We start from the raw sequence: 26,203 nt of genomic DNA on the forward strand, positions 1-26,203 counted from the left end.
GGTGGGGATCAGCTCGTGTGCTTCGACGAGCGCAGCGAGCTCACGACCTGTGCGCCCACCACGAGCAGGACGGCCAGCACGAACATCGAGAACCCGATGACGTTGGCCTCGGCCGGGATGCCGCGCCGCGAGGCGACGTAGACGAACTTGGGGAACGTCGACTCGTTGCCGGAGACGAAGTTGGTGATGATGAAGTCGTCGAACGACAGCGAGAAGGCCAGCATCGCCGCGCCGAGGATGCCCGGCAGGATCAGCGGGAAGGTGACCTTCCAGAAGGTCTGCAGCGGGCTGGCGTAGAGGTCCTGCGCGGCCTCCTCGATGCGGGGGTCGAGCGACTGGACGCGCGCCCTGACGGTCACGACCACGAAGCTCAGGCAGAACATGATGTGGGCGAAGACGATCGTGCCGAAGCCCAGGCTGATCCCGACGTTGGCGAAGCCCTGCACGAAGATCGTGAGCAGTGCCGCGCCCATCACGATCTCGGGCGTCGCCATCGGCACGAAGATCAAGATGTTGCTGGCCTGCTTGCCGCGGAAGCGGTAGCGCACCATCGCCAGGGCCATCATCGTGCCCAGCACGGTGGCGACGAGGGTGGAGATGGCGCCCACCTGCAACGAGGTCACCAGCGACTCGCAGGCCCCCGGGACGCCGCACGGGTCCTTCCAGTGCTCCCAGGTGAACCCCTGCCACACGATGTTGGTCTTGCCGTGGTCGTTGAAGGAGAACGCGAAGGTGTAGGCCACCGGCAGGAAGAGGTAGACCAGCACCAGGATCGCCGCCAGGACGGCGAAGTGGTTGGCCAGCCACAGCTGCGCCCGCTTGGCGGCCGAGGGCCGGTAGGGCGCGGAGGGCGCGGCGCTCTCCTGCGCCGGCGCCGGGGGTCGTGTCGTGGTGGCCATGTCAGACCAGCTCCTCGGTGCCGAAGCGGCGGACGTAGAGGAACACCATCGCCAAGATGGCGGCCATCAGCGTGAACGAGAGGGCGGCGGCGACGGGATAGCCGCCGGGGATCGCGAGGAACTGGTCGTTGATGACGTTGCCGACCATCTTCCCGCGCTGGGGGCCGAGGAGCTCCATGTTGACGAAGTCACCGGCCGCGGGGATGAACGTCAGCAGGGTGCCGGCCATGACGCCCGGCATCGACATCGGCAGGGTCACCGTGCGGAAGGTGGTCAGGCCGTTGGCGTAGAGGTCGCCCCCGGCCTCGATGACGCGTGGGTCGGCCCGCTCGAGCGAGGCGTAGATGGGCAGCACCATGAACGGCAGGAAGTTGTAGGTGAGGCCGGCGACCACCGCGACGGGGGTGTTGATGATGGCCCCGCCGGGCAGCACGTGCAGGAAGTTGAGCACGGTGGCGACCGGGCCCTCGTCGGCGAGGATCTGCGACCACGCGAACGTGCGGAGGATGAAGGAGGTGAAGAACGGCGCGACGACGCAGATCATCATCAGGCTGCGCCACCGCCCGGCCTTGAACGCCATCGCGTAGGCGAGCGGGTAGGCGATCACGAACGCCAGCAGCGTGGCGAGCCCGGCGTAGAGGAACGAGCGCGCGAAGTGCGGCGCGTAGTCGGTCAGCGCGCTCGCGTAGTTGGCGAAGTTGAGGTCGCGGTAATAGTAGCCGGGGAAGCCGGCGTAGCGGCTCTGCAGGCTGACCGAGGCCAGCTGCACCAGCGGCAGGATGAAGAAGACGCCGAGCCACAGCACGCCCGGGAGCAGCAGGAGGTAGGCCGTCCAGCCGCGCTTCCTGGTCTCCGGGGCCGCCGGGGCCGGGGCGATCGACGTGTCGCCCGCCGCCACGTGGGCGAGCCCGCTCATGGGGTCGCCACGGGGACGCCGAACGCGTGACCGGGGTTCCAGGTCAGCCAGACCTCGTCGCCCGGGCGCAGGTCGAGCGGCTCGACGTCGAGGTTCTGCTCGTAGCAGCTCCACGTCGTCCCGCTGGGCATGTCGACGAGGTAGCTGGTCGCCACGCCGAGGAACGACACGTCGCGCACCACGCCCTTGACGTCGTTGCCCACGCCGTCGGGCTGCGTGCGCGACACCGTCACCTTCTCCGGGCGCACGCCGAACACGACCTGGCCGTCGTGCACCTGCGAGCGGTTGCGGAGGATCTTGACCTTGGTGCCGACGACGTCGGCGACGAGGTGGTCGCCGTCGGTGCCCTCGACGGTCGCCACACCGGTGTTGGCCTGGCCGACGAAGTTGGCCACGAACTGGGTGCGGGGGAGGTCGTAGAGCTCCTCGGGCGGGCCCAGCTGCTCGATCCGGCCCCTGTTCATCACCGCGACCGTGTCGGCCATCGTCATGGCCTCCTCCTGGTCGTGGGTGACGTGGATGAAGGTCAGCCCGACCTCGGTCTGGATGCGCTTGAGCTCGACCTGCATCTCCCGGCGCAGCTTGAGGTCGAGCGCGCCCAGCGGCTCGTCGAGCAGCAGCACCTCGGGGTGGTTGACCAGGGCCCGCGCGAGCGCGACCCGCTGCTGCTGCCCGCCGGAGAGCTGGGCGGGCTTGCGGCCGGCGAACTGGCTCATCTGCACCAGCTCGAGCGCCTCGTCGGCCCGCTGTGCGGCGTCCTTGTCCTTGCGGCGCTTGGGGCCGAACTCGACGTTGTCGCGGATCGTCAGGTGCGGGAACAGCGCGTAGGACTGGAACACCGTGTTGACCGGCCGCTCGTAGGGCCGCGACCCGGTGAGGTCGGTGTCGCCGATCATCACCCGGCCGGCGGTCGGCTGCTCCAGCCCGGCGACCATGCGCAGGGTCGTGGTCTTGCCGCAGCCCGAGGGGCCGAGCAGGGCGAAGAACGAGCCCCGGGGGACGGTGAGGTCGATGTCGTCGACGGCGGTGAAGTCGCCGAACGTCTTGGTCACGCTCTCGAGCCTGAGGTCGCCGCGCGCCTCGCGGAATCCAGCCATGTCAGTTCCCCATCACCTTCGTGGACCACAGGTCGGCGAACTCGATGTCCTCGTCGGCGTCGAGCGCGCGGAACTGCTGGATGTTGCTCTCGGAGATGAAGTCCGCCGAGGGGAAGATCCACGGGCTCTCGGCCAGCTCGGGGTCGAGCTTCTCCATCTCGGCCTGCGCACCCTCGACCGGGCACACGTAGTTGACCCACGCGGCGACCTGGGCGGCCACGGCCGGGTCGTAGTAGTAGTCCATGAGCTTCTGGGCGTTGCTGCGGTGCGTGGAGGTGATCGGCACCATCAGGTTGTCCGACCAGAGGGTGCCGCCGGACTCGGGGATGGTGAACGTCCAGCTCGGGTCGTCGGTGTCGTAGGCGAGGACGAAGATGTCGCCGCTCCACGTGATGCCGGCGACGGCGTTGCCGCTGGTGAGGTCCTCCATGTAGGAGTTGCCCTTCACCTTGCGGATGTAGCCCTCCTCGATCTTCTGCTCGATGAAGTCCAGCGCCTTCTCGAACTCCGCGCGGCCCCAGTCGCTGTCGATGTCGACGCCCTGCGACTGCATCACCAGCCCGGCGGTGTCGCGGAACTCCGACAGCACCACGACACGGCCCTTCAGGTCGTCGGTCCACAGGTCGTCGAGCGACTTGAGCTCGCGGCCGACCTTGTCGCGGTTGTAGCCGATGCCGGCGAAGCCGCTCTGCCAGGTGACGGAGTAGTTGCGGCCGGGGTCGAACGAGACGTCCTTGAGCGGCTGGAGCAGGTTGTTGACGACCCGGGGCATCTGGATCAGCTGCAGCGGCTGGCACAGCTGGTCGCGGATGACCCGCCCGGCCATCCAGTCGGTGAGGGTGAAGATGTCGCGGTCGATGCTCTGGCCGGCGCGCAGCTGCGGGGCGACCTTGGCGTAGTAGGAGTCGTTGTCGTCGACGTCCTCGGTGTAGCTGACCCGGATCCCGGTCTGCTCCATGAACGCCTCGAGCGTCGGTGAGCGGGTCTCCTTGCCGTTCATGTCGAGGTAGGCCGTCCAGTTGGCCCAGTTGAGGATCTTCTCGGTCTCCGAGACGTCGGTGGGCAGGTCGAGGCTGGTCAGCCCGCCGGACGCCGGCGGCGCGGGCGGAGCGCAGCCGGTCAGCGCCACGCCGGCGCCGGCGGCGACCCCGGTGCCCAGCAGTGCCCGTCGGCTCAGGCCGCCGCCGGCCGCCGCCGTGAGCGCGGCGGCGGGCGGTGAGAGGGGGCGCCGGGAGCGCCGGGTGATCGGTGCCATCAAGAAGTCCTCCGCTCGTCCCCCGAGTGGTCTGGTGTGGTGCTGCTGGTGGTGCCGGCCCGCATGCGGTTCACGACTCGGTCACGACTCGATCACGACTCGATGTTGGCCATGACGTGCTTGACGCGGGTGTAGTCCTCGAAGCCGTACATCGACAGATCCTTGCCGTAGCCCGACTTCTTGTAGCCACCGTGCGGCATCTCGGCGACAAGCGGGATGTGGGTGTTGATCCACACGCAGCCGAAGTCGAGGGCCTTCGACATCCGCATCGCCCGACCGAAGTCCCTGGTCCACACCGAGGAGGCGAGGCCGTAGTCGACGCCGTTGGCCCACCGGATCGCCTCGTCCTCGTCGGCGAAGCGCTGCACGGTGATCACCGGCCCGAAGATCTCGTTCTGGATCGCGTCGTCGTCCTGGCGCAGCCCCGACAGGACCGTGGGCTCGAGGAAGTAGCCGTCGCCGAGGTCGGTGCGTCGGTTGCCCCCGGCCGCGACCGTGGCGTGCGAGGGCAGGTCCTCGACGAACCGGCTGACCCGCGCCAGCTGGGTGGCGTTGTTGACCGGGCCGAAGAGGGCGTCGGCGTCGTCGGGCAGGCCCACTGGCGCCGAGGACCGGGCGTAGTCGGCGAGCGCGGCGACGAAGTCGTCGTGGATGCCGGGGGCGACGAGCACGCGGGTCGCGGCCGTGCAGTCCTGCCCGGCGTTGAAGTAGCCCGCGATCGCGATGCCCTCGACCGCCGCCTCGATGTCGGCGTCGTCGAACACCACGACCGGCGCCTTGCCGCCGAGCTCGAGGTGCACGCGCTTGACCTGCGGCGCGGCGCTGGCGGCCACCTCGGCGCCGGCCCGGACCGACCCGGTGATCGCGACCATGGCCGGGGTCGGGTGCTCGACCAGCAGGCGACCCGTCTCCCGGTCGCCGGTGACCACGTTGAGGGTGCCGGCCGGCAGGTGCTCCGCGGCGAGCTCGGCCAGGCGGAGCGTGCTCGTCGGCGTGGTGTCGCTCGGCTTGAGGACCACGGTGTTGCCGGCCGCGAGCGCCGGGCCGATCTTCCACACCGCCATCAGGAGCGGATAGTTCCAGGGCGTCACCTGGCCCACCACGCCGATCGGCTCGCGCCGGATCCACGACGTGTGCCCGGCGAGGTACTCCCCGGCCGCCCGGCCCTCGAGCACCCGGGCCGCGCCGGCGAAGAACCGGAGCTGGTCGACCATCGGCGGGATCTCCTCGGTGGCGGTCAGCGCCTTGATCTTGCCGGTGTTCTCCGACTCCAGGGCGATCAGCTCCTCGGCGTGCTCCTCCACGGCGTCGGCGATCGCGAGGAGGGCCTGCTGGCGCTCGCTGGGCGTCGTACGCCCCCACTCGCCGAAGGCGCGCTCGGCGGACGCGTAGGCGGCGTCGACCTCCTCGGCCCCGCTGACCGGCGCGTGCGCCACGACCTGGCCGGTGGTCGGGTCGACGACGTCGCTCGTCGCGCCGGCGCTGCCGTCGACGTAGGTGCCACCGATGAAGTTGCGCAGGGTGCGTGGGCTGGTCACGAGTGTCCTCCCGGGTCGGGTTCGGTGAAGGGAGGGTAGGACCTGGCAGCGAGCCATCGCCACAGTTCTCACCGACGAATGTGTGGGAAACGCAGAATTAACGGCCTCGACACACGGATTCCGCGCTGTCCGACTTGCGGACGACGGGCCGCCACCCCCACCATTGCGCCATGAGCGAGCCAGGGGAGCACGTGCATGGGTGAGGGACAGGTCCGCCTCGACGACACCGCCAAGCGCATCATCGAGCTGCTCCAGGAGGACGGCCGGATCTCCTACGCCGCCATCGCGAAGGCGGTGGGGCTGTCCGAGGCCGCCGCCCGCTCGCGGGTGCAGAAGCTCCTCGACGCCGAGGTGATGCAGGTCGTCGCCGTCACCGACCCGACGCAGGTCGGGTTCGCCCGGCAGGCGATGATCGGCGTCCGCACCGAGGGCGACCCCCTGCAGGTGGGGGACCGGCTCGCCCAGCTCAGCGAGGTCGACTACGTCGTCACGACCGCCGGCAGCTTCGACCTCCTCGTCGAGGTGGTGTGCGAGGACGACCCGCACCTGCTCGACGTGATCCGTCAGGTCCGTGAGCTCGAGGGCGTGGTCTCCTCCGAGACCTTCGTCTACCTCAAGCTCAACAAGCAGCACTACAACTGGGGAACGAGATGAGCCTGCACCCGTACGACGAGTCCTTCGACCACCAGGCCGCCGGACGCGACCACCTCTGGCTGCACTTCACGCGGCACTCGACCTACGAGGACGGCGGGGAGATGCCGCTGATCGTCAAGGGCGAGGGGCACAAGATCTGGGACAGCCACGGCCGCGAGTACATCGACGGCCTCGCCGGCCTCTTCGTGGTCCAGGTCGGCCACGGCCGCGAGGAGCTGGCCGAGGCCGCGGCCCGGCAGGCCAGGGAGCTGGCCTTCTTCCCGCTGTGGTCGTTCGCGCACCCCCGCGCGGTCGAGCTGGCCGACCGGATCGCCGCGATGGCGCCCGGCGACCTCAACCGGGTCTTCTTCACCACCGGCGGCGGCGAGGCGGTGGAGTCGGCCTGGAAGCTCGCCAAGCAGTACTTCAAGCTCACCGGCAAGCCCGGCAAGCACAAGGTCATCTCGCGCGCCGTCGCCTACCACGGCACCCCGCAGGGCGCGCTCTCGATCACCGGCATCCCGCCGCTGAAGGAGATGTTCGAGCCGCTGGTGCCCGGCGCCCACAAGGTGCCCAACACCAACTTCTACCGCCGCCCCGAGCACGTCGGCGACGACGAGAAGGCGTTCGGCCGCTGGGCCGCCGACCGCATCGCCGAGGCCATCGAGTTCGAGGGCCCCGACACGGTCGCCGCGGTGTTCCTCGAGCCCGTGCAGAACGCCGGCGGCTGCTTCCCGCCGCCGCCCGGCTACTTCGAGCGGGTCCGCGAGATCTGCGACGAGTACGACGTGCTGCTGGTCTCCGACGAGGTCATCTGCGCCTTCGGCCGGGTCGGCCAGATGTTCGGCGCCACCGAGTTCGGCTACCAGCCCGACATCATCACCTGCGCCAAGGGCATGACCTCCGGCTACTCGCCCATCGGCGCGATGATCGCCAGCGAGCGGCTCTTCGAGCCCTTCAAGAAGGGCACGACCGCCTACGCGCACGGCTACACGTTCGGCGGCCACCCGGTCTCCTCCGCGGTGGCGATGGCCAACCTCGACATCTTCGAGCGGGAGGGGCTCACCGACCACGTGCAGCAGAACGCCCCGGCGTTCCGCGCCACCCTCGAGAAGCTGCTCGACATCCCGATCGTCGGCGACGTGCGCGGGCACGGCTACTTCTACGGCATCGAGCTGGTCAAGGACCGCGAGACCAAGGAGACGTTCGACGACGCGGAGTCCGAGCGGCTGCTGCGCGGCTATCTGTCCGGCGCGCTGTGGGAGGCCGGGCTCTACTGCCGCGCCGACGACCGCGGCGACCCGGTCATCCAGCTCGCGCCGCCGCTCATCATCGGCCAGCCCGAGTTCGACGACATCGAGCAGCGGCTGCGCTCGGTGCTCACGGGCGCGCTCGCGCACCTCTGAGGACTGCCTCCCGGCCGGCCGACGCTGATGTGCGTCCGGCCGGGGGGAGCGGGGAGGATGGGGGCGTGAACGACGTCGTACGCCCTGCCCGCCCGCACCGCAAGCTCACCGAGGACGGGCGCCGGATGCGCGAGGTGCTCACCTACTCGCGCCGCGGCAGCCGCTTCACCCCGCGCCAGGCCGAGTCCTGGACGGCCCACCACGCCGACTGGGTGATCCCGGAGGACGCGATCGACCGCCCCGGCTTCTCGCTCACCGAGTGGTTCGGTCGCGACGCCCCGTTGATCGTCGAGATCGGCTCGGGCATCGGTGAGGCCACCTCGGTGCTCGCCGCCGCGCGCCCCGAGCACAACGTCCTCGCGCTGGAGGTGTGGCTGCCCGGCATCGCCGACTCGCTCTGGCGGGTCGCCGAGGCGGGCGCCGACAACGTGCGCTTCTGCGCCGTCGACGCCGTCTGGTCGCTGGAGAACCTGCTCGGCCCGGGCAGCGTGGAGGAGCTGTGGACCTTCTTCCCCGACCCCTGGCGCAAGACCAAGCACCGCAAGCGGCGCCTGGTCAATCCCGCCAACGCCGCGCTCGCCTCGTCCCGGCTCGTGCCCGGCGGCGCCTGGCGGCTGGCCACCGACTGGGCCGACTACGCCGTGCAGATGCGCGAGGTGCTCGACGCGGAGCCGACCCTCGAGGGCGGGCCCGTCGAGCGCTGGGCCGAGCGCCCGGTCACCAGGTTCGAGCGCAAGGGCCGCGACGTCGGACGTGACATCGTCGACCTCTGCTACCGGAGGTCCGTGCGGGACTGATCGAGCACGAGGCCGGCCTCCCGGAGCAGGTGCTCGAGCCGCAGTCGCTCGGCGTCGCGCTCGGTGCCCTCGGGCAGCTCGCTCATCAGGTCGGGCACCTCGAGGGTCCGCGCCGCCTGGGCGAGCAGGTCGTCGTAGGCCGCCAGGATGCCGCGCCGTCGCGCCATCGGGGTGCCCGGGGCCGGGGCCAGCGCCACGCGGCGCACCCGCCGCACGTCGGCGGCCAGCTCCTCGATCGCCGGCGCGGACGCGACGGACGGCGACGACGGGGGAGGGGGCGGGGCGAGGCGCCGCCGCAGCCGCCGCACGGCCCGGTCGAGCTCGGCGGGACACACGGCGGCGCCCATGACGCCGGCCAGCGCCACCGTGCAGAGGACGAACACGACCATGGCGGTCATGTCTCGACGGTAGGTCGGGCCCGGGGGAGGGGCAAGAGTCGCTGCGGACCGCGATCCCGCGTAGACTGGACACTGCTTCCGGCACCGCTCGCGCGGCGTCGGGGAGCCCCCGGAGCCGGACCTCGTCGGACCCGTCGCCTGCGATTTGGCGTGGGTGTGCGGAGTCTGTCAAGATGTTCCGGTTGCTCCGGCGGGTCGCCGGGGTGCGGCACCACTTGACTTCTGAATCGCGTCTCCTTGATCGAGCCAGTCGTCTGCGTGCGCCGCACCAGGTCACATGGTGATCGGAGACCCGACCAGATCCGACAACCGTCGGGTGCCACCCAGAGCAGCACCGATCCCCAGGGGTCGTGTCACGAAGCCCGATGTTTTCAGTCGGGGGTGCGACACGCCCGACCGCGGGGGTCGGAGGGTGGAGGAGAGACAGGCGGCACTCGCCCACCAGGGGCGAGGGACCGAAACCAGACCAGGCGTACGAGATCGAAGAGGACAGGGACCTATGGCGGGACAGAAGATCCGCATCAGGCTCAAGGCCTATGACCACGAGGTGATCGACACCTCGGCGCGGAAGATCGTGGACACCGTCACCCGTACGGGTGCGAAGGTCGCCGGCCCTGTGCCGCTGCCGACCGAGAAGAACGTGTACTGCGTCATCCGTTCGCCCCACAAGTACAAGGACTCCCGCGAGCACTTCGAGATGCGCACCCACAAGCGCCTGATCGACATCATCGACCCGACGCCGAAGACCGTCGACTCGCTGATGCGTCTCGACCTGCCTGCCGGTGTCGACATCGAGATCAAGCTCTGAGGCGCGACATGGCTAAGACTTTCGAACGCAACGTCAAGGGACTGCTGGGCACCAAGCTCGGCATGACCCAGCTCTGGGACGAGAACAACCGCGTCGTCCCCGTGACCGTCATCGCCGCGAGCACCAACGTGGTGACCCAGGTCCGCCAGCCCGAGGTGGACGGCTACAACGCCATCCAGGTCGGCTTCGGCGAGATCGAGGCCCGCAAGGTGAACTCGCCCGAGACGGGCCACTTCACCAAGGCCGGCGTCACCCCCCGCCGCCACGTCGCGGAGATCCGCACCGCCGACGCCGCCTCCTACACCGTGGGTCAGGAGCTCGGGGTCGACACCTTCGCCGCGGGCGACGAGATCGACGTCACCGGCACCAGCAAGGGCAAGGGCTTCGCCGGCACGATGAAGCGTCACGGCTTCTCCGGCGTCTCGGCCTCCCACGGTGCCCACCGCAACCACCGCAAGCCCGGCTCCATCGGCGCCTGCGCCACCCCGGGTCGCGTGTTCAAGGGCACCCGCATGTCGGGCCGCATGGGCAACGACACGGTCACCACCCAGAACCTGACGGTGCACGCCGTCGACGCCGACAAGGGCCTGATCCTGCTCAAGGGCGCCGTTCCCGGCCCCCGCGGCGGACTCGTGGTCCTGCGCTCGGCGGCCAAGAAGACGCAGGAGGCCTGAGCATGGCTGTCAAGACCGTCAAGGTCGACCTCCCCGCCGAGATCTTCGACGTCGAGGTCAACATCCCCCTGATCCACCAGGTCGTCGTGGCCCAGCAGGCCGCTGCGCGCCAGGGCTCGCACTCCACCAAGACCCGCGGCGAGGTCCGCGGCGGTGGCCGCAAGCCCTACAAGCAGAAGGGCACCGGCCGCGCCCGCCAGGGCTCGACCCGCGCCCCGCAGTTCGCCGGCGGTGGCACGGTCCACGGCCCGCAGCCGCGCAGCTACGACCAGCGCACCCCCAAGAAGATGAAGGCCGCCGCCCTGCGCGGCGCCCTCTCCGACCGGGCCCGCAACGACCGCGTCCACGTGGTCGACGGCCTGGTGTCGGGCGACAAGCCCTCCACCAAGGACGCGCTGGCCGCGCTGACCTCGCTGACCGACCGCGTGGGCTACCTCGTGGTGCTCGAGCGTTCCGACGCGATCACCTGGCTCTCGCTGCGCAACGCGCCCGAGGTCCACATCGTCGCCGTCGACCAGCTCAACACCTACGACGTGCTGGCCGCTGACGACGTGGTCTTCACCAAGGGTGCCTACGACGTCTTCGTGGGTGGCGCCTCCGCTGCTCCGGCCACGAAGTCCGAGAAGACCGAGCAGGCCGCGCCCGCCGCGACCGAGCAGGCCGCCGACGAGCCGGCCCTGCCGGCCGGCGCGAAGGCTCCGCTCAAGAGCGGCAAGAACCCCAAGGGCTACGAGGTCCAGGGCCTGCAGTCCGGCAGCTACCTCGTCGAGGGCGACGCCGGCTACGACGTCTCGGGCGGCGACTTCTGGTTCAAGTCCGTCGAGGACGCCGAGGCCGCTGGTCTGACCCGCGCCGAGGAGAAGGAGAGCGACAAGTGAGCACCCTGCACAAGGACCACCGCGACGTCCTGATCGCCCCGGTCGTGTCGGAGAAGAGCTACGGCCTGCTCGACGCCAACAAGTACACCTTCATCGTCCACCCGGACGCCAACAAGACCGAGATCAAGATCGCGGTCGAGAAGGTCTTCGACGTCAAGGTCACCTCGGTCAACACGATCAACCGCCAGGGCAAGACCCGTCGCACCCGCTACGGCCTGGGCAAGCGGCCCAACACCAAGCGTGCGATCGTCAGCCTCGCCGAGGGTCACCGCATCGACATCTTCGGAGGTCCGGTCTCCTGACCGGGCTCCTGACTAGGAACTGATATGGCTATCCGCAAGTACAAGCCGACCACCCCGGGCCGTCGTGGCTCGTCGGTGGCCGACTTCGTCGAGATCACCCGGTCCACGCCCGAGAAGTCGCTGACGCGCCCGCTGCCCAAGAACGGTGGTCGCAACAACCAGGGTCGCATCACCACCCGGCACAAGGGTGGCGGCCACAAGCGCGCCTACCGCATCATCGACTTCCGTCGCTACGACAAGGACGGCGTCCCGGCCAAGGTCGCTCACATCGAGTACGACCCCAACCGCACCGCGCGCATCGCGCTGCTGCACTACGCCGACGGCGAGAAGCGCTACATCGTCGCGCCGCGCGGCCTGGCGCAGGGCACGCCCGTGGAGTCCGGCCCCAACGCCGACATCAAGCCCGGCAACAACCTGCCGCTGCGCAACATCCCGGTCGGCACGACCATCCACTGCGTGGAGCTGCGTCCGGGCGGCGGCGCGAAGATCGCCCGCTCGGCCGGCAACTCCGCCCAGCTGGTCGCCCGTGAGGGCAGCCGCGCCACGCTGCGCATGCCCTCGGGCGAGATGCGCTTCGTCGACGTGCGCTGCCGCGCCACGATCGGCGAGGTCGGCAACGCCGAGCAGTCCAACATCAACTGGGGCAAGGCCGGCCGCATGCGGTGGAAGGGCGTTCGCCCGACCGTCCGCGGTGTCGTCATGAACCCGGTGGACCACCCGCACGGTGGTGGTGAGGGCAAGACGTCCGGTGGACGCCACCCCGTCTCCCCCTGGGGCAAGCCCGAGGGCCGCACGCGCAAGCGCAAGGCCAGCGACTCCCAGATCATCCGTCGTCGCAAGTCCGGCAAGGGTAGGAAGTAACCGACATGCCTCGCAGCCTCAAGAAGGGCCCCTTCGTCGACGACCACCTTCAGAAGAAGGTGGACGCCGAGAACGAGAAGGGCAGCCACAACGTCATCAAGACCTGGTCGCGCCGGTCGATGATCGTGCCCGACATGATCGGTCACACCATCGCTGTGCACGACGGTCGCAAGCACGTCCCCGTCTTCGTGACCGACTCCATGGTCGGCCACAAGCTCGGGGAGTTCGCCCCCACCCGCACCTACCGCGGGCACGTCAAGGAAGACCGGAAGGGACGCCGTCGATGAGCACCACCGAGCGCAGCCGCACCAGCGCGCGCCGCGAGTCGCTGCTCGGCGACCAGCCGGGCGCGTACGCCAGCGCCCGCTACGTGCGGATCACCCCGATGAAGGCCCGCCGTGTCGTCGACATGGTCCGCGGCCTCCCGGTCGACGAGGCACTGACCCTGCTGCAGTTCGCGCCGCAGGCCGCCTCCGAGACCGTCTACAAGGTGCTCGAGAGCGCCGTCGCCAACGCGGAGACCACCGAGGGCCTCAACCGGGCCGACCTCGTGCTCTCCGTCGCCATGGTCGACGAGGGCCCGACGATGAAGCGTTGGCGTCCCCGTGCCCAGGGCCGGGCCACGCGCATCAACAAGCGCACCAGCCACATCACCCTCGCGGTGCAGCCGGCCGACGTGCTGGCCACGAAGAACGGCCGCGCCAACAAGAACGGAAGGGGTGCCTGATGGGTCAGAAGATCAACCCCAACGGCTTCCGCCTGGGCATCTCCACCGACCACAAGAGCCGTTGGTACGCCGACAAGCTCTACAAGTCCTACGTCGGTGAGGACGTCGCCATCCGCAAGCTGCTCTCCAAGGGCATGGAGCGGGCCGGCATCTCCAAGGTCGAGATCGAGCGCACCCGTGACCGCGTGCGCGTCGACATCCACACCGCCCGCCCGGGCATCGTCATCGGTCGCCGCGGCGCCGAGGCCGACCGCATCCGCGGCGAGCTCGAGAAGCTCACCGGCAAGCAGGTGCAGCTCAACATCCTCGAGGTCAAGAACCCCGAGGTCGACGCGCAGCTGGTCGCCCAGGGCGTCGCGGAGCAGCTCTCGGGCCGGGTGCAGTTCCGTCGTGCCATGCGCAAGGCGATGCAGACCTCGATGCGCTCGGGTGCCAAGGGCATCCGGATCCAGTGCTCGGGTCGCCTCAACGGCGCCGAGATGTCCCGCACGGAGTTCTACCGCGAGGGCCGCGTGCCCCTGCACACGCTCCGCGCCGACATCGACTACGGCTTCTACGAGGCCCGCACCACCTTCGGCCGCATCGGCGTGAAGGTGTGGATCTACAAGGGCGAGGTCGCCGGCACCCGTGCCGAGCGCCAGGCCCAGCAGGCCGCCCGCGCCGGTGCCCCCGGCCGCGGTGGCCGTCCCAACACCCGTGGCGGCGACCGTCCGAGCCGTGGCTCGCGCGGCGACCGCGCCCCTCGTGCCGAGGCCCCCGCCGAGACGTCTGCGGCCCCGGCCGCCGAGGCGGCACCGAGCACCGGACAGGAGGCCTGACCTCATGCTGATGCCCCGTCGCGTCAAGCACCGCAAGCAGCACCACCCCAAGCGTCGTGGCGCCGCGAAGGGCGGCACCACGCTGGCCTTCGGTGACTTCGGCATCCAGGCGATCGAGGGTCACTACGTGACCAACCGGCAGATCGAGTCGGCCCGTATCGCCATGACCCGCCACATCAAGCGAGGCGGAAAGGTCTGGATCAACATCTACCCGGACCGTCCGCTGACCAAGAAGCCGGCCGAGACCCGCATGGGCTCCGGCAAGGGCTCCCCCGAGTGGTGGGTGGCCAACGTCAAGCCCGGCCGCGTCATGTTCGAACTCTCCGGCGTCGACGAGACCGTTGCCCGCGAGGCCATGCGCCGCGCGATGCACAAGCTCCCGATGAAGTGCCGGTTCATCTCCCGTGAGGCCGGTGAATTCTGATGGCTACCAAGCTGAACGCCCACGAGCTCGACGAGCTCGACGCAACCGCCCTCGAGGCCAAGCTGCGCGAGGCCAAGGAGGAGCTGTTCAACCTGCGGTTCCAGGCCGCGACCGGCCAGCTGGAGAGCAACGGCCGGCTGCGCGTGGTCAAGAAGGACATCGCCCGCATCTACACCGTGGTGCGCGAGCGCGAGCTCGGCATCCGCACCACCCCGGGCACCAACGAAGAGGCGAAGGCATGAGCGAGAACACTGCCACCCAGTCCGCTGAGCGCAAGCAGCGCAAGGTCCGCGAGGGCCTCGTCGTGAGCGACAAGATGGACAAGACCATCGTCGTCGCCGTCGAGGACCGCGTGAAGCACGCCCTCTACGGCAAGGTGCTGCGCAAGACCTCGCGTCTCAAGGCGCACGACGAGACCAACCAGTGCGGCATCGGCGACCGGGTCCTGATCATGGAGACCCGCCCGCTCTCGGCCACCAAGCGCTGGCGCCTCGTCGAGGTCCTCGAGAAGGCCAAGTGACCTGAGGCCCCGGCCTCGAGCTCCACATCTTCCACACATCAGTTCGGCCAGGCTCGCTCCCCGCTGAGGGGGCGAGAACCAGCTCGACAACCAGGAGAAATCAATGATCCAGCAGGAGTCGCGACTCAAGGTCGCCGACAACACCGGTGCGAAGGAGATCCTCTGCATCCGTGTTCTCGGTGGCTCTGGGCGTCGCTACGCCGGCATCGGTGACGTCATCGTCGCCACCGTCAAGGACGCGATCCCCGGTGGCAACGTCAAGAAGGGCGACGTCGTCAAGGCCGTGGTCGTGCGCACCGTCAAGGAGCGTCGCCGCGCCGACGGTTCCTACATCCGTTTCGACGAGAACGCCGCCGTCATCCTCAAGAACGACGGTGAGCCGCGCGGCACGCGCATCTTCGGTCCCGTCGGCCGCGAGCTGCGCGAGAAGCGCTTCATGAAGATCATCTCGCTCGCCCCGGAGGTGTTGTGAGAGATGGGTAAGCACATGAACATCAAGAAGGGCGACACCGTCAAGGTGATCGCCGGCAAGGACAAGGGTGCCCAGGGCAAGGTCATCTCGGTGCTCCGCGAGGAGGACCGCGTGATCGTCGAGGGTGTCAACCTCGTCAAGCGCCACACCAAGTCCGTCCAGCAGACCAACACCACCGGCGGCATCATCACGCGCGAGGCGCCCATCCACGTCTCCAACGTGATGCTCGTCGAGGGCGACGGCGTCACCCGGGTCGGCTTCCGCCGCGACGAGGTCACCAAGCGTCGTCCGGACGGCTCGACCTACGCCGCGTCGCGCTCGGTCCGCGTGTCCCGCAAGAGCGGCAAGGAGATCTGAGATGGCCGAGACCCAGACCACTGAGATTCCCCGTCTCAAGGCGCGCTACCGCGAGGAGATCGTCCCCGCGCTGCGCTCGGAGTTCGAGATCGCCAACATCATGCAGGTGCCCGGCCTGACCAAGATCGTGGTCAACATGGGCGTCGGCGAGGCGGCTCGCGACTCCAAGCTGATCGAGGGCGCGATCCGCGACCTCACCGCGATCACCGGCCAGAAGCCGGCCGTGACCAAGGCCCGCAAGTCGATCGCCCAGTTCAAGCTGCGCGAGGGCATGCCGATCGGCGCCCACGTGACGCTGCGCGGCGACCGCATGTGGGAGTTCCTCGACCGCCTGCTGTCCCTGGCGCTGCCCCGCATCCGCGACTTCCGCGGCCTCTCGCCCAAGCAGTTCGACGGGCGCGGCAACTACACCTTCGGTCTCACCGAGCAGGTCATGTTCCACGAGATCAACCAGGACAGGATCGACCGGTCCCGCGGCATGGACATCACCGTCGTGACCACCGCCACCAACGACGACGAGGGCCGCGCGCTGCTCAAGCAGCTCGGCTTCCCGTTCAAGGAGAACTGACATGGCGAAGACTGCGCTCAAGGTCAAGGCCGCCCGCAAGCCGAAGTTCGCTGTCCGCGGCTACACCCGCTGCCAGCGCTGCGGCCGCCCGAAGGCCGTCTACCGCAAGTTCGGCCTGTGCCGGATCTGCCTGCGGGAGATGGCCCACCGCGGCGAGCTCCCCGGCGTCACCAAGTCCTCCTGGTAATTCACTCACACACGTTGAAGGTCCCGAGGCCGCGAGCCGCGGGAAACCACGACGAGAAAGAACCCCATCATGACGATGACTGACCCGATCGCAGACATGCTCACGCGTCTGCGCAACGCCAACCAGGCGTACCACGACGTGGTGTCGATGCCCTACAGCAAGATGAAGGCCGGCCTCGCCGAGATCCTCAAGCAGGAGGGCTACATCACCTCCTACGACGTCGCGGACAACGTGAGCGCCGAGGGCGAGCCCGCCGTGGGCAAGACGCTGACCGTGACCCTCAAGTACGGCCGCAACCGGGAGCGCTCCATCGCGGGCGTGCGCCGCATCAGCAAGCCCGGCCTGCGCGTCTACGCCAAGAGCACCAACCTGCCCAAGGTCCTCGGGGGCCTCGGTGTCGCGATCATCTCGACGTCGCAGGGACTGCTGACCGACCGCCAGGCGAACCAGAAGGGCGTGGGCGGCGAAGTCCTCGCCTACGTCTGGTGACCCGGACCATCTGAGACCAGGAAGAGAGAGAAGCATGTCGCGCATTGGCAAGCTCCCCATCGCGGTCCCGTCCGGTGTCGACGTCGCGATCGACGACTCGCTGGTGACCGTCAAGGGCCCCAAGGGCACCCTGTCGCACACCATCGCGTCGCCGATCACGGTCGCCAAGGGCGAGGACGGCATCCTCGAGGTGCAGCGTCCCGACGACGAGCGCAACAGCCGCTCGCTCCACGGCCTCACCCGCACGCTGATCCACAACATGGTCGTGGGCGTGACCGACGGCTACGAGAAGAAGCTCGAGATCGTGGGCGTGGGCTACCGCGTCCTGCCCAAGGGGCCGACGCAGCTCGAGTTCCAGCTCGGCTACTCGCACCCGATCATCTTCGACGCCCCTGAGGGCATCACCTTCACCGTCGAGGGCCCGACCAAGCTCGGTGTCGTCGGCATCGACAAGCAGCTCGTCGGAGAGGTTGCGGCCAAGATCCGCAAGCTCCGCAAGCCCGAGCCCTACAAGGGCAAGGGCGTGCGCTACGCCGGCGAGCACATCCGCCGCAAGGTCGGAAAGGCCGGTAAGTGACATGGCGATCTCGCTGTCCAACAACAAGCACACCGCTCCGCGCGTTCGTGCCCGTCTGCGCCGCCAGGCGCGCGGGCGCAAGCGGATCCACGGCACGACCGAGCGTCCGCGCCTGGTCGTGACCCGCTCGGCGCGTCACATCACCGTGCAGGTCGTCGACGACCTCGCCGGTGCGACGCTGGCCTACGCCTCGTCGATGGAGGCCGACGTCCGCAACGCGGGCGGCGACAAGACCGACCAGGCCAAGAAGGTCGGCGCGCTGGTGGCCGACCGGGCGAAGGCGGCAGGCATCGACGACGTGGTCTTCGACCGCGCCGGCAACAAGTACCACGGCCGCATCGCGGCCCTGGCCGACGCCGCCCGTGAGGGCGGCCTCCAGTTCTGATCGCCCGACACCCAAGAATGACGATTAAGGAGCAAGTCTCATGAGCGGAGCCCAGCGCGGACAGCGCGGTGGCGAGCGCCAGTCTGGTGACCGTCGCGGACGCGACAACGGTCGCAACCAGGCTGACAAGACCGCCTACATCGAGCGCGTCGTGGCGATCAACCGAGTCGCCAAGGTCGTGAAGGGTGGTCGTCGCTTCAGCTTCACCGCCCTCGTGATCGTCGGCGACGGTGAAGGTCTGGTCGGCGTCGGCTACGGCAAGGCGAAGGAAGTCCCCGCGGCGATCGCCAAGGGTGTCGAGGAGGCCAAGAAGCACTTCTTCAAGGTCCCCCGCATCCAGGGCACGATCCCGCACCCGGTGCAGGGCGAGAAGGCTGCGGGCGTCGTCCTGCTGCGTCCCGCCGCCCCCGGTACCGGCGTCATCGCCGGTGGCCCGGTGCGTGCGGTCCTCGAGTGCGCCGGCATCCACGACGTGCTGAGCAAGTCGCTCGGCTCGTCCAACCAGATCAACATCGTCCACGCGACCGTCGAGGCGCTGCGGATGCTCGAGGAGCCCGAGGCCGTGGCTGCTCGCCGCGGCATGCGGGTCGAGGACGTCACCCCGGCCGCGCTGCTCAAGGCGCGCGCCGAGGGCGCTGCGGAGGTGTCGGCCTGATGGCACAGCTCAAGGTCCAGCAGAAGCGCGGGCTGGTCGGCCTCAAGGCCAACCAGCGCGAGACGCTGCGCTCGCTCGGTCTCAAGCGGATCGGCGACGTCGTCGTGAAGGAAGACCGCCCGGAGATCCGGGGCATGATCAACACTGTCCGTCACCTGGTGACGTTCGAGGAGGTGGAGTGACATGACGCTCAAGCTGCACCACTTGCGTCCCGCTCCGGGCGCCAAGACCGCCAAGACCCGTGTGGGTCGCGGTGAGGGCTCCAAGGGAAAGACCGCGGGCCGCGGCACCAAGGGCACCAAGGCGCGCTACCAGGTGCCGTCCGCCTTCGAGGGTGGCCAGATGCCGATCCACATGCGCCTGCCCAAGCTGAAGGGCTTCAAGAACCCCTTCCGCGTGGAGTTCCAGGTCGTCAACCTCGACCGCCTCGGCGAGCTGTTCCCCGACGGCGGCACCGTGACCGTCGAGGACCTGGTCGCCAAGGGCGCCGTTCGCAAGAACCAGCCCGTCAAGGTCCTGGGCCAGGGCGACATCTCCGTCGCCGTCCAGGTCAGCGCCGACGCGTTCTCGAGCTCCGCCAAGGAGAAGATCGAGGCCGCCGGCGGCTCCGTGACCGTGGCCTGAGGTCACGATCTCGCTCATCCGGTGAAGGCCTGGCCGCACAGTGGGAACTGTCGGCCGGGCCTTCGTCGTTGAGCGGGGAAGCGGGTCGCACCCCGGCTGTTAGGCTTCCCCGGGCCCTCCGCCGTACGACGGCGAGGGTGTCTCGTCCGCCCGCCGACCCCGGCCGGGCACCCATACGAAAGAGGAACCAGTGCTAGGCGCGTTCGCCAACGCTTTCCGGACTCCGGACCTGCGGCGCAAGCTGCTCTTCGTCCTGCTGGTCATCACGATCTTCCGGCTCGGCTCCCAGGTGCCCACCCCCGGTGTGCACGTCGCCAACGTGCAGGCGTGCATCAGCCAGCTGGAGGAGGGCGGCCTCTACAGCCTGATCAACCTCTTCTCGGGCGGTGCGCTGCTCCAGCTCACCATCTTCGCGCTGGGGATCATGCCGTACATCACGGCCTCCATCATCCTGCAGCTGCTCGTCGTGGTGATCCCACGGCTCGAGGCGCTGAAGAAGGAGGGGCAGGCCGGGCAGACGAAGATCACCCAGTACACGCGCTACCTCACCCTGGGCCTCGCCGTCCTCCAGGCGACCGGCATCGTCGCCCTCGCGCGCAACGGCGCCCTGCTGCAGGGCTGCACGCGCGACCTGCTCCACGACGACGGCACCGCCACGTTCCTCGTCATGGTCATCACCATGACCGCCGGCACCGCCGTGATCATGTGGCTCGGCGAGCTCATCACCGACCGCGGCATCGGCAACGGCATGTCGATCCTCATCTTCACCCAGGTCGTCGCGACCTTCCCGGCCGCGCTGTGGGGCGTGCAGACCTCGCAGGGCTGGGTCACGTTCGCCATCGTCATGGTCATCGGCCTCGTGCTGGTCGCGGGCGTCATCTTCATCGAGCAGGCCCAGCGCCGCATCCCGGTGCAGTACGCCCGCCGGATGGTCGGGCGCAAGATGTTCGGCGGCAACTCGACCTACATCCCGCTCAAGGTCAACCAGGCCGGCATCATCCCGGTCATCTTCGCCTCCTCGCTGCTCTACCTGCCGGCGATGGCGGTGCAGTTCAACCCCGAGAGCCAGAACCCCGTGCTCGACTTCATCGGGACCTACTTCGTCAACGGCGACCACCCGCTGTACATGGCGACCTACTTCCTGCTGATCATCTTCTTCACGTACTTCTACGTCTCGATCACCTTCAACCCTGTCGAGGTGGCGGACAACATGAAGAAGTACGGCGGCTTCATCCCCGGGATCCGGGCGGGCAAGCCGACCGAGGACTACCTGTCCTACGTCCTGTCCCGCATCACGTTCCCTGGAGCGCTCTACCTGGGCCTGATCTCGTTGGTCCCGCTCGTCGCGTTCGCGATGATCCAGGCCAACCAGAACTTCCCGTTCGGCGGCACGTCGATCCTGATCATGGTCGGTGTCGCGCTCGACACCGTGAAGCAGATCGAGAGCCAGCTCCAGCAGCGCAACTACGAAGGATTCCTGAAGTAGATGAGACTCATCCTGATGGGCCCCCCGGGAGCCGGAAAAGGCACCCAGGCCCGCTTCGTGGCCGACCACTTCGGCATCCCGGCGATCTCGACCGGCGACATCTTCCGGGCCAACGTCACGCAGGGCACGCCCCTCGGCGTCGAGGCCAAGCGCTACATGGACGCCGGCGAGTACGTCCCCGACGAGGTCACCAACCTGATGGTGCGCAACCGCATCGGCGAGGACGACGCCGCGCCGGGCTTCCTGCTCGACGGCTACCCCCGCACCCTGGCCCAGGTGGGCGAGCTCGACGAGATGATCGCCTTCACCGGTCACCGGCTCGACGCGGTCGTGGTGCTGACGGTCGACGCGGAGGAGCTCGTCCAGCGGCTCCTCAACCGCGCGGTGACCGACGGTCGCACCGACGACACCGAGGACGTAATCCGGCGCCGCCAGGAGCTCTATGCCGAGCAGACCGAGCCGCTGATCGAGGTCTACCGCGAGCGCGGCCTCCTGGTCGAGGTCGACGGGATGGGCGAGGTCGACGAGGTCACCGAGCGCATCTTCGGCGCCCTCGACGTCGTCCCGCAGAGCTGACGGTCGGGCGCACCCATGGGCTTCCGCGATCGCGGGATCGAGATCAAGACCCCTGAGCAGATCGACCTCATGCGGGTCGCCGGGCTGCTGGTGGGGGAGACGCTCGAGCTGCTGCGCTCGGCGGTCCGGCCCGGGGTGACGACGCTCGAGCTCGACACCCTCGCCGAGGCCCACATCCGCGACCACGGCGGCGTGCCGTCGTTCAAGGGCTACAGCCACCCGCCCTTCCCGGCGACGATCTGCGCGTCCGTCAACGACGAGGTCGTGCACGGCATCCCCGGGCCGCGCACGCTCGCCGACGGCGACGTGATCTCGATCGACTGCGGGGCGATCGTCGCCGGCTGGCACGGCGACGCCGCCGTCACGGTCCCCGTGGGCGAGGTGGCCGACGACGTGGCCGAGCTGCTGCGCGTGACCGAGGAGTCGCTCTGGCGCGGGATGGCCGCCGCGCGGCTCGGCGGGCGGGTCTCCGACATCAGCCACGCCGTCGAGTCCTACGTGCGCGCCCAGGGCCGCTACGGCATCCTCGAGGACTACACCGGCCACGGCATCGGCACCGAGATGCACATGGCGCCCAACGTGCCCAACGTCGGGCGCCGCGGCCGCGGTCCGTCGATCGTGGAGGGCCTGGCGCTCGCGGTCGAGCCGATGGTGACCCTCGGCAGCAAGCACACCGACCTCCACGCGGACGAGTGGACCGTCTCGACGGTCGACGGCTCCTACGCCGCCCACTTCGAGCACACGTTCACCGTGACCCCCGAGGGGGCCTGGGTGCTCACCGCGGTCGACGGGGGCCGCGAGCGGCTCGCGGCGCTCGGCGTCCCATTCGGCGGACGCTGACCCCTGGGGTTCGTGCCCACCGTGACGGGCGTGACAGACTGACGCGGTTGGAGGGGAGTATTCCCTGGTAGTGGTGTCGTCAGTACGGCGTCCGCGCGAGCGGCGCCCGGTGCCACTGGTCCGCCCGGTCGGGCGGGCGGAAGAGACCTCTGGCGTCCGTGCCGTGCGCGGACCCCGATCTCGCCTCATCCCTAGGAGCAAGCAGCGTGGACGTACCCACCTGGGTCTGGATCGCCACTGGCGTGGTGACCCTCGCGATCTTCACCTTCGACCTCGCCGTGGTCGGCCGCCGGCCGCACGAGCCGAGCATGAAGGAGTGCGCGACCTACCTGTCGATCTACGTCGGCCTGGCCATCCTCTTCGGCCTCGGCGTCTGGTACACATCAGGCGGCACGCCGGCCCTCGAGTTCTACTCCGGCTGGCTGGTGGAGTACTCGCTCTCCATCGACAACCTCTTCATCTTCATCATCATCATGGCCAAGTTCGCGGTGCCGCGTGAGCTCCAGCAGTACGCCCTGATGATCGGCATCGTGATGGCCCTGGCCATGCGGGCGGTCTTCATCGCCGTCGGCGCCGCGGCCATCAACAACTTCAGCTGGGTCTTCTACCTCTTCGGCCTCTTCCTGGTCTACACGGCGGTCAAGCTGGCCAAGGAGGGCTCGGAGGACGAGGACGACGAGTTCGAGGAGAACAAGCTCGTCGCGTTCGTCGAGCGTCGCTTCCCCGCGACCTCGGAGTGGCACGGCCGGAAGCTGGTCGTGAGCGGGGAGGGCGCGAAGAAGATGATCACGCCGATGCTCATCGTGATCATCACCCTCGGCACGACCGACCTGCTGTTCGCGCTCGACTCGATCCCGGCCATCTTCGGCATCACCAAGGAGCCCTACCTGGTGCTCACGGCCAACATCTTCGCGCTGATGGGCCTGCGCCAGCTCTACTTCCTGATCGGCGGCCTGCTCCAGCGCCTTATCTACCTGTCCTACGGCCTGGCGTTCCTGCTGGCCTTCATCGGCGTGAAGCTGTTCTTCCACGCGCTCCACGAGAACGAGCTGCCGTTCATCAACGGTGGCGAGCACCTCGACTACGCCTGGCTGGAGATCCCGATCTGGCTCTCCCTGGTGGTCATCGTGGCCACGCTGGCGATCACCGCGGTCGTGTCGCTGTGGGCCTCGAGCCGGATGTCGGCCCAGGAGCAGGACGCGGCCACCGGCCCGCGCCGCGACTGGGAGGACGACTGACCGCGGCCTGACGGCGCGACCCGCGGGTCAGGACACGCAGGCGCTCGCACTGGGCGAGTTGTCCGACCCGCGGGTCATCCGCACGTCGAGGCACACCGGGTCGTCGGTGCGGACCAGCAGCCGCCTGCGGGTGGTGGTGCCGTACTCGTCGGTGTCGTCGCGGTGCCAGCCGAACGAGTCGCCCGGCTCCACCGGCACCGGCGGGCGCCACTCGAACAGCACGCCGCGAGGTGTGCGGGTGCCGTTGAGGGTGACGGCCTCGGTGATCACGTCGGGCACCACGTCGGCGGGCGTCTGTGACGCGGTCGGCACCACCACCCCGGGGTCCTCCCCACGGTCGTCGCCTCCGAACACGAGGAGGGCGAGCACCACCGCGAGGACCGCCGCCCCGGCGCCGGCCCACACCAGTGCGGGCACGCGGCCGCGCTGCTCGTCCTGGTCGTCGCTCACGGGCGCGGGGACCTGCGCGGCGATGCGCCGCGGGCCGCTCGCCGAGATCACGGTGACCGGCTTCATCGCCGTGGCGTCGTCGGTGTCCCCGGCGTAGCCCACTGCCCCGCCAGCGGCCCCGACGGCCGGTGCGGTGCTCACGGACGAGTCCGGGCGGTCGCCCTCGACGGCCACAGGCGTGCGGGGCCAGCCGGCGGCCGCCTCGATCCGCTGCAGGGCCCGGGCGAGCTCGAGCGCACTTGAGGGCCGGTGGTCGGGGCGCTTGGCCAGGCACTGCTGCAGGAGCCGGTCGAGCGCCGGCGGGACGTCGGGGCGCTGGGTGGCCGGCGCGGGGGCGTGCAGGATGCGGGCGCTGAGCGCCCGCGTGGAGTTGTCGCCCGACGGTATCGAGAACGGCGAGCGTCCCACCAGCAGGTGCCAGATGGTGGCGCCGAGCGAGTAGACGTCGGAGGCGACCGAGCCGTTGGAGCGCCCGTCGAGCAGCTCCGGCGGGGACCAGGGATAGGAGATGCGGACGTCGTTGTCGCCCTCGACGTCGGCGATGTGCCCGGCGATGCCGAAGTCGGTCAGGGCCGGCTCGTGATAGCTGGTGACCAGCACGTTGCTCGGCTTGATGTCGCGGTGCAGGATGCCCGAGCGGTGGGCGGTCTCGATGGCACTCGCCAGCTTGATCCCGGTGGAGACAGCGTCGACGGGCGCCATCGGGTTGGCGCGCACCCGCACGCCCAGGTCGGGCGGCGGGCAGTAGCGCATCACCAGGAACGGACGGCCGCCCTCGGCCGTCACCCCGGCGGTGATCACCGAGACGATGTAGGGGTGGTCGGCCAGGCGCGCCATCGCGTTGGCCTCGGCGGTGAAGAGGTACTTCTCCCGGTCGGTCAGCGGCACGTCGGGGCGCACCACCTTGACCGCGACCCGCTGCCGCGGCCACTGCTGCTCGTAGAGGAAGACGTCGGCGAATCCGCCGCTGCCCAGGTGCTCGACGAACGCGAACCCCGGGATGGTGGGGGCGCTCACCGGGCGACCGCCCCCGACTCGAAGCGCACGCTGTAGACGTGCGCCAGGTCGAGGACGCTGCCGGGCTCGAGGACGTAGGCGTCGCCGGGACGCATCCGCTCGGGGTCGCGGCCCGGCAGCGCGACGGTGGTGCCCCCGCGGCTCTCGAGGTCGCGGGCGACGACGTCCCAGCCGTCGAGCTCGATCTGCAGGTGGCGGCGCGAGACGAAGGAGTGGTCGGAGGGCAGATGGACGAGGTGGGGCCAGTCGGTGCTGCCCTCGGGCGGCGCGGGCTTGCGGCCCAGGATCACGCCGCGGTCGAGCGGCACCACCTCGCCGGTCGGGAGCCGCAGCCCGCCCAGCGGCGGGCGGTCGACGCGACGGGGCTGCTGCGGGGCGACGCGCTGGTGGCAGACCCGGCACTGCGGCGCGGCCGGCGGAGTGAGGTGGCCCAGCGGGCAGCTCACCGCCAGCACGGTCGGGACCGTGCCGTGCGCCAGGTGCGAGGGGCGCAGCGTCGTCGACCCGTCGTGGTCGTCGGACGCCCCGGCGGGGCCGGGCGCGGGCCGGATCGTGGTGTGCGCGCCCTCCTCGATCCGCTGCATGACGAGGGGATCGGGCTCGGAGGTGTCGGCCAGGGAGCCGGTGTCCTCGACGGGGCGGCGTACGCGGGTGCGCGGCGGCGGTCCGTCGGGTCCCTTGGCGGCGAGGATGTCGGCGGGGATCCCGTCGATGAGGGCCTCGGCCGCGGCCGGCGGGTCGCCCACGTCGGCACGCGGCGCGGGAGCGGTGCGGGTCGAGACCGGCGTGAGCTCGACGCGGTCGGCGGCCACGACCCCGCCCACGAGGCGTCGGGTGGGCGCGAGGCCGTCGGGATCGGCGCCTCGGTCGATGCCCAGCACGCGGGAGGGGCCGGCGAGGCGTACGTGGCCGGAGCCGCGCGACAGGGTGCTCGAGGCACCCGAGGTGAAGTCGGCGAGGGCCAGGGCGGGCGGGTCGCCCGCAAAGGCGCTCTCCGCGATGGCCAGCACCCGCTCCGCGACGCTCGGGCCCGACGGTGCGGTCGGCGACAGCGCGTCCCAGATGTCCTGGAGCACCTGCTCGTCACCGGGGTCGGTGAGCAGCACCCAGTGCGCCCCCCGCCCGACGAGCACGCCGGTCCCACTGGCGTACCGCGCTTCCACGATCAACCTCGGCTCCCCTCGCGCACCCCCACGGCGCCATCATCACCCATCACGCCAGTCCCGCGCACATGGTCTGGACTTCTCGTAAACTTGTCGAACCCCGAAGGCATACTTACCCTCCTCTGGGGGATCGCGGCGGGCGCACCTCCGATTCGTGGGGCCGAGGGG

The 26,203-nt window shown here is 69.7% G+C and carries 36 protein-coding genes; 28 read left to right on the forward strand and 8 right to left on the reverse strand.

Going from position 1 to position 26,203, the window contains the following annotated elements; genetic code table 11:
* Positions 1–8: 8 nt before the first annotated feature.
* The 5 genes from JX575_RS03720 to JX575_RS03740 form a co-directional block, all read right to left on the reverse strand.
* Positions 9–899: an ABC transporter permease gene (locus tag JX575_RS03720; RefSeq protein ID WP_186342475.1), complete on the reverse strand. Its 891-nt coding sequence runs from the start codon at positions 897–899 to the stop codon at positions 9–11.
* 1 nt (position 900) lies between these two features.
* On the reverse strand, positions 901–1,815 hold the full coding sequence (locus JX575_RS03725; protein ID WP_186342474.1) for an ABC transporter permease: 915 nt from the start codon (positions 1,813–1,815) through the stop codon (positions 901–903).
* Positions 1,812–2,912, reverse strand: coding sequence for an ABC transporter ATP-binding protein (locus JX575_RS03730; protein ID WP_186342473.1), 1,101 nt, complete (start codon positions 2,910–2,912; stop codon positions 1,812–1,814). The genes JX575_RS03725 and JX575_RS03730 overlap by 4 nt, the downstream gene beginning before the upstream one ends.
* 1 nt (position 2,913) lies before the next feature.
* Entirely contained in the window at positions 2,914–4,167 is a 1,254-nt protein-coding gene (locus JX575_RS03735; protein ID WP_186342472.1) for an extracellular solute-binding protein, read from the reverse strand.
* A 92-nt stretch (positions 4,168–4,259) separates the two neighbouring features.
* Complete coding sequence (locus tag JX575_RS03740) at positions 4,260–5,705, reverse strand: gamma-aminobutyraldehyde dehydrogenase (RefSeq protein WP_241005325.1); 1,446 nt, start codon at positions 5,703–5,705, stop codon at positions 4,260–4,262.
* A 195-nt stretch (positions 5,706–5,900) separates the two neighbouring features.
* Here JX575_RS03740 and JX575_RS03745 point away from each other — a divergent pair, with 195 nt between their 5' ends.
* From JX575_RS03745 to JX575_RS03755, 3 genes are all read left to right on the forward strand, one after another.
* Positions 5,901–6,359, forward strand: a complete 459-nt coding sequence (locus JX575_RS03745) for an Lrp/AsnC family transcriptional regulator (RefSeq protein WP_186342470.1) — start codon at positions 5,901–5,903, stop codon at positions 6,357–6,359.
* A complete protein-coding gene (locus JX575_RS03750) occupies positions 6,356–7,744 on the forward strand; it encodes an aspartate aminotransferase family protein (protein ID WP_186342469.1) in 1,389 nt (462 codons plus the stop codon). Before JX575_RS03745 ends, JX575_RS03750 begins: the two co-directional genes overlap by 4 nt.
* A 65-nt stretch (positions 7,745–7,809) precedes the next feature.
* Positions 7,810–8,541: a tRNA (guanine(46)-N(7))-methyltransferase TrmB gene (locus tag JX575_RS03755; protein WP_241005326.1), complete on the forward strand. Its 732-nt coding sequence runs from the start codon at positions 7,810–7,812 to the stop codon at positions 8,539–8,541.
* On the opposite strand, the gene JX575_RS03760 is transcribed toward JX575_RS03755, so the two are convergent.
* The gene (locus JX575_RS03760; RefSeq protein ID WP_186342468.1) at positions 8,517–8,939 is read right to left on the reverse strand and encodes a hypothetical protein; all 423 of its coding nucleotides are present in this window, start codon (positions 8,937–8,939) and stop codon (positions 8,517–8,519) included. The genes JX575_RS03755 and JX575_RS03760 overlap by 25 nt on opposite strands.
* 499 nt (positions 8,940–9,438) lie before the next feature.
* Between JX575_RS03760 and rpsJ the strand changes: the two genes are divergently transcribed.
* From rpsJ to JX575_RS03885, 25 genes are all read left to right on the forward strand, one after another.
* On the forward strand, positions 9,439–9,747 hold the full coding sequence (gene rpsJ, locus JX575_RS03765) for a 30S ribosomal protein S10 (RefSeq protein ID WP_008360994.1): 309 nt from the start codon (positions 9,439–9,441) through the stop codon (positions 9,745–9,747).
* Between the two features lie 8 nt (positions 9,748–9,755).
* Entirely contained in the window at positions 9,756–10,421 is a 666-nt protein-coding gene (rplC, locus tag JX575_RS03770; RefSeq protein ID WP_186342467.1) for a 50S ribosomal protein L3, read from the forward strand.
* A gap of 2 nt (positions 10,422–10,423) precedes the next feature.
* Complete coding sequence (gene rplD / locus JX575_RS03775) at positions 10,424–11,299, forward strand: 50S ribosomal protein L4 (RefSeq protein ID WP_186342466.1); 876 nt, start codon at positions 10,424–10,426, stop codon at positions 11,297–11,299.
* A complete protein-coding gene (rplW, locus tag JX575_RS03780; RefSeq protein WP_186342465.1) occupies positions 11,296–11,601 on the forward strand; it encodes a 50S ribosomal protein L23 in 306 nt (101 codons plus the stop codon). Before rplD ends, rplW begins: the two co-directional genes overlap by 4 nt.
* Positions 11,602–11,625: 24 nt before the next feature.
* The gene (rplB, locus tag JX575_RS03785) at positions 11,626–12,462 is read left to right on the forward strand and encodes a 50S ribosomal protein L2 (RefSeq protein WP_186342464.1); all 837 of its coding nucleotides are present in this window, start codon (positions 11,626–11,628) and stop codon (positions 12,460–12,462) included.
* Between the two features lie 5 nt (positions 12,463–12,467).
* Positions 12,468–12,749 carry a 30S ribosomal protein S19 gene (gene rpsS / locus JX575_RS03790; RefSeq protein WP_090969263.1) on the forward strand — a complete coding sequence of 94 codons (282 nt, stop codon included), beginning with the start codon at positions 12,468–12,470 and terminating at the stop codon, positions 12,747–12,749.
* Positions 12,746–13,189: a 50S ribosomal protein L22 gene (gene rplV / locus JX575_RS03795; protein WP_186342463.1), complete on the forward strand. Its 444-nt coding sequence runs from the start codon at positions 12,746–12,748 to the stop codon at positions 13,187–13,189. The genes rpsS and rplV overlap by 4 nt, the downstream gene beginning before the upstream one ends.
* Positions 13,189–14,007, forward strand: coding sequence for a 30S ribosomal protein S3 (gene rpsC / locus JX575_RS03800; RefSeq protein WP_186342462.1), 819 nt, complete (start codon positions 13,189–13,191; stop codon positions 14,005–14,007). The genes rplV and rpsC overlap by 1 nt, the downstream gene beginning before the upstream one ends.
* 4 nt (positions 14,008–14,011) lie before the next feature.
* The gene (rplP, locus tag JX575_RS03805; RefSeq protein ID WP_186342461.1) at positions 14,012–14,431 is read left to right on the forward strand and encodes a 50S ribosomal protein L16; all 420 of its coding nucleotides are present in this window, start codon (positions 14,012–14,014) and stop codon (positions 14,429–14,431) included.
* Positions 14,431–14,673 (forward strand): 50S ribosomal protein L29, encoded by a 243-nt coding sequence (gene rpmC, locus JX575_RS03810; RefSeq protein WP_206054509.1) that lies wholly within the window; start codon positions 14,431–14,433, stop codon positions 14,671–14,673. The genes rplP and rpmC overlap by 1 nt, the downstream gene beginning before the upstream one ends.
* The gene (gene rpsQ, locus JX575_RS03815; protein ID WP_186342460.1) at positions 14,670–14,951 is read left to right on the forward strand and encodes a 30S ribosomal protein S17; all 282 of its coding nucleotides are present in this window, start codon (positions 14,670–14,672) and stop codon (positions 14,949–14,951) included. The genes rpmC and rpsQ overlap by 4 nt, the downstream gene beginning before the upstream one ends.
* Before the next feature lie 103 nt (positions 14,952–15,054).
* Positions 15,055–15,423, forward strand: a complete 369-nt coding sequence (rplN, locus tag JX575_RS03820; protein ID WP_056599693.1) for a 50S ribosomal protein L14 — start codon at positions 15,055–15,057, stop codon at positions 15,421–15,423.
* Positions 15,424–15,426: 3 nt separating this feature from the next.
* Positions 15,427–15,780 carry a 50S ribosomal protein L24 gene (rplX, locus tag JX575_RS03825; RefSeq protein WP_222129775.1) on the forward strand — a complete coding sequence of 118 codons (354 nt, stop codon included), beginning with the start codon at positions 15,427–15,429 and terminating at the stop codon, positions 15,778–15,780.
* A gap of 1 nt (position 15,781) precedes the next feature.
* Positions 15,782–16,348: a 50S ribosomal protein L5 gene (gene rplE, locus JX575_RS03830; RefSeq protein ID WP_186342458.1), complete on the forward strand. Its 567-nt coding sequence runs from the start codon at positions 15,782–15,784 to the stop codon at positions 16,346–16,348.
* Between the two features lies 1 nt (position 16,349).
* Positions 16,350–16,535: a type Z 30S ribosomal protein S14 gene (locus JX575_RS03835; RefSeq protein WP_011757321.1), complete on the forward strand. Its 186-nt coding sequence runs from the start codon at positions 16,350–16,352 to the stop codon at positions 16,533–16,535.
* 69 nt (positions 16,536–16,604) lie between these two features.
* Positions 16,605–17,024 (forward strand): 30S ribosomal protein S8, encoded by a 420-nt coding sequence (rpsH, locus tag JX575_RS03840; protein WP_135838853.1) that lies wholly within the window; start codon positions 16,605–16,607, stop codon positions 17,022–17,024.
* Between the two features lie 34 nt (positions 17,025–17,058).
* Positions 17,059–17,601: a 50S ribosomal protein L6 gene (rplF, locus tag JX575_RS03845; protein WP_186342457.1), complete on the forward strand. Its 543-nt coding sequence runs from the start codon at positions 17,059–17,061 to the stop codon at positions 17,599–17,601.
* A gap of 1 nt (position 17,602) precedes the next feature.
* Positions 17,603–17,986 carry a 50S ribosomal protein L18 gene (rplR, locus tag JX575_RS03850; protein ID WP_186342456.1) on the forward strand — a complete coding sequence of 128 codons (384 nt, stop codon included), beginning with the start codon at positions 17,603–17,605 and terminating at the stop codon, positions 17,984–17,986.
* 40 nt (positions 17,987–18,026) lie between these two features.
* Entirely contained in the window at positions 18,027–18,641 is a 615-nt protein-coding gene (gene rpsE, locus JX575_RS03855; RefSeq protein WP_186342455.1) for a 30S ribosomal protein S5, read from the forward strand.
* Positions 18,641–18,823, forward strand: a complete 183-nt coding sequence (rpmD, locus tag JX575_RS03860; protein ID WP_056599717.1) for a 50S ribosomal protein L30 — start codon at positions 18,641–18,643, stop codon at positions 18,821–18,823. The genes rpsE and rpmD overlap by 1 nt, the downstream gene beginning before the upstream one ends.
* Position 18,824: 1 nt before the next feature.
* Complete coding sequence (gene rplO, locus JX575_RS03865) at positions 18,825–19,265, forward strand: 50S ribosomal protein L15 (RefSeq protein WP_186342454.1); 441 nt, start codon at positions 18,825–18,827, stop codon at positions 19,263–19,265.
* Positions 19,266–19,455: 190 nt separating this feature from the next.
* A complete protein-coding gene (gene secY / locus JX575_RS03870; protein WP_186342453.1) occupies positions 19,456–20,751 on the forward strand; it encodes a preprotein translocase subunit SecY in 1,296 nt (431 codons plus the stop codon).
* On the forward strand, positions 20,752–21,327 hold the full coding sequence (locus tag JX575_RS03875) for an adenylate kinase (protein ID WP_186342452.1): 576 nt from the start codon (positions 20,752–20,754) through the stop codon (positions 21,325–21,327).
* 15 nt (positions 21,328–21,342) lie between these two features.
* Entirely contained in the window at positions 21,343–22,167 is an 825-nt protein-coding gene (gene map, locus JX575_RS03880) for a type I methionyl aminopeptidase (RefSeq protein WP_186342451.1), read from the forward strand.
* A 206-nt stretch (positions 22,168–22,373) separates the two neighbouring features.
* Positions 22,374–23,405, forward strand: a complete 1,032-nt coding sequence (locus JX575_RS03885; RefSeq protein ID WP_186342450.1) for a TerC family protein — start codon at positions 22,374–22,376, stop codon at positions 23,403–23,405.
* 27 nt (positions 23,406–23,432) lie between these two features.
* Here the strand turns inward: JX575_RS03885 and JX575_RS03890 are convergent, their stop codons facing one another.
* The gene (locus JX575_RS03890; protein ID WP_186342449.1) at positions 23,433–24,872 is read right to left on the reverse strand and encodes a serine/threonine-protein kinase; all 1,440 of its coding nucleotides are present in this window, start codon (positions 24,870–24,872) and stop codon (positions 23,433–23,435) included.
* Complete coding sequence (locus tag JX575_RS03895) at positions 24,869–26,035, reverse strand: FHA domain-containing protein (RefSeq protein ID WP_186342448.1); 1,167 nt, start codon at positions 26,033–26,035, stop codon at positions 24,869–24,871. The genes JX575_RS03890 and JX575_RS03895 overlap by 4 nt, the downstream gene beginning before the upstream one ends.
* Between the last annotated feature and the right edge of the window lie 168 nt (positions 26,036–26,203).

The sequence above is a fragment of the Nocardioides sp. zg-1228 genome, from assembly GCF_017086465.1.
Classification (GTDB): domain Bacteria; phylum Actinomycetota; class Actinomycetes; order Propionibacteriales; family Nocardioidaceae; genus Nocardioides.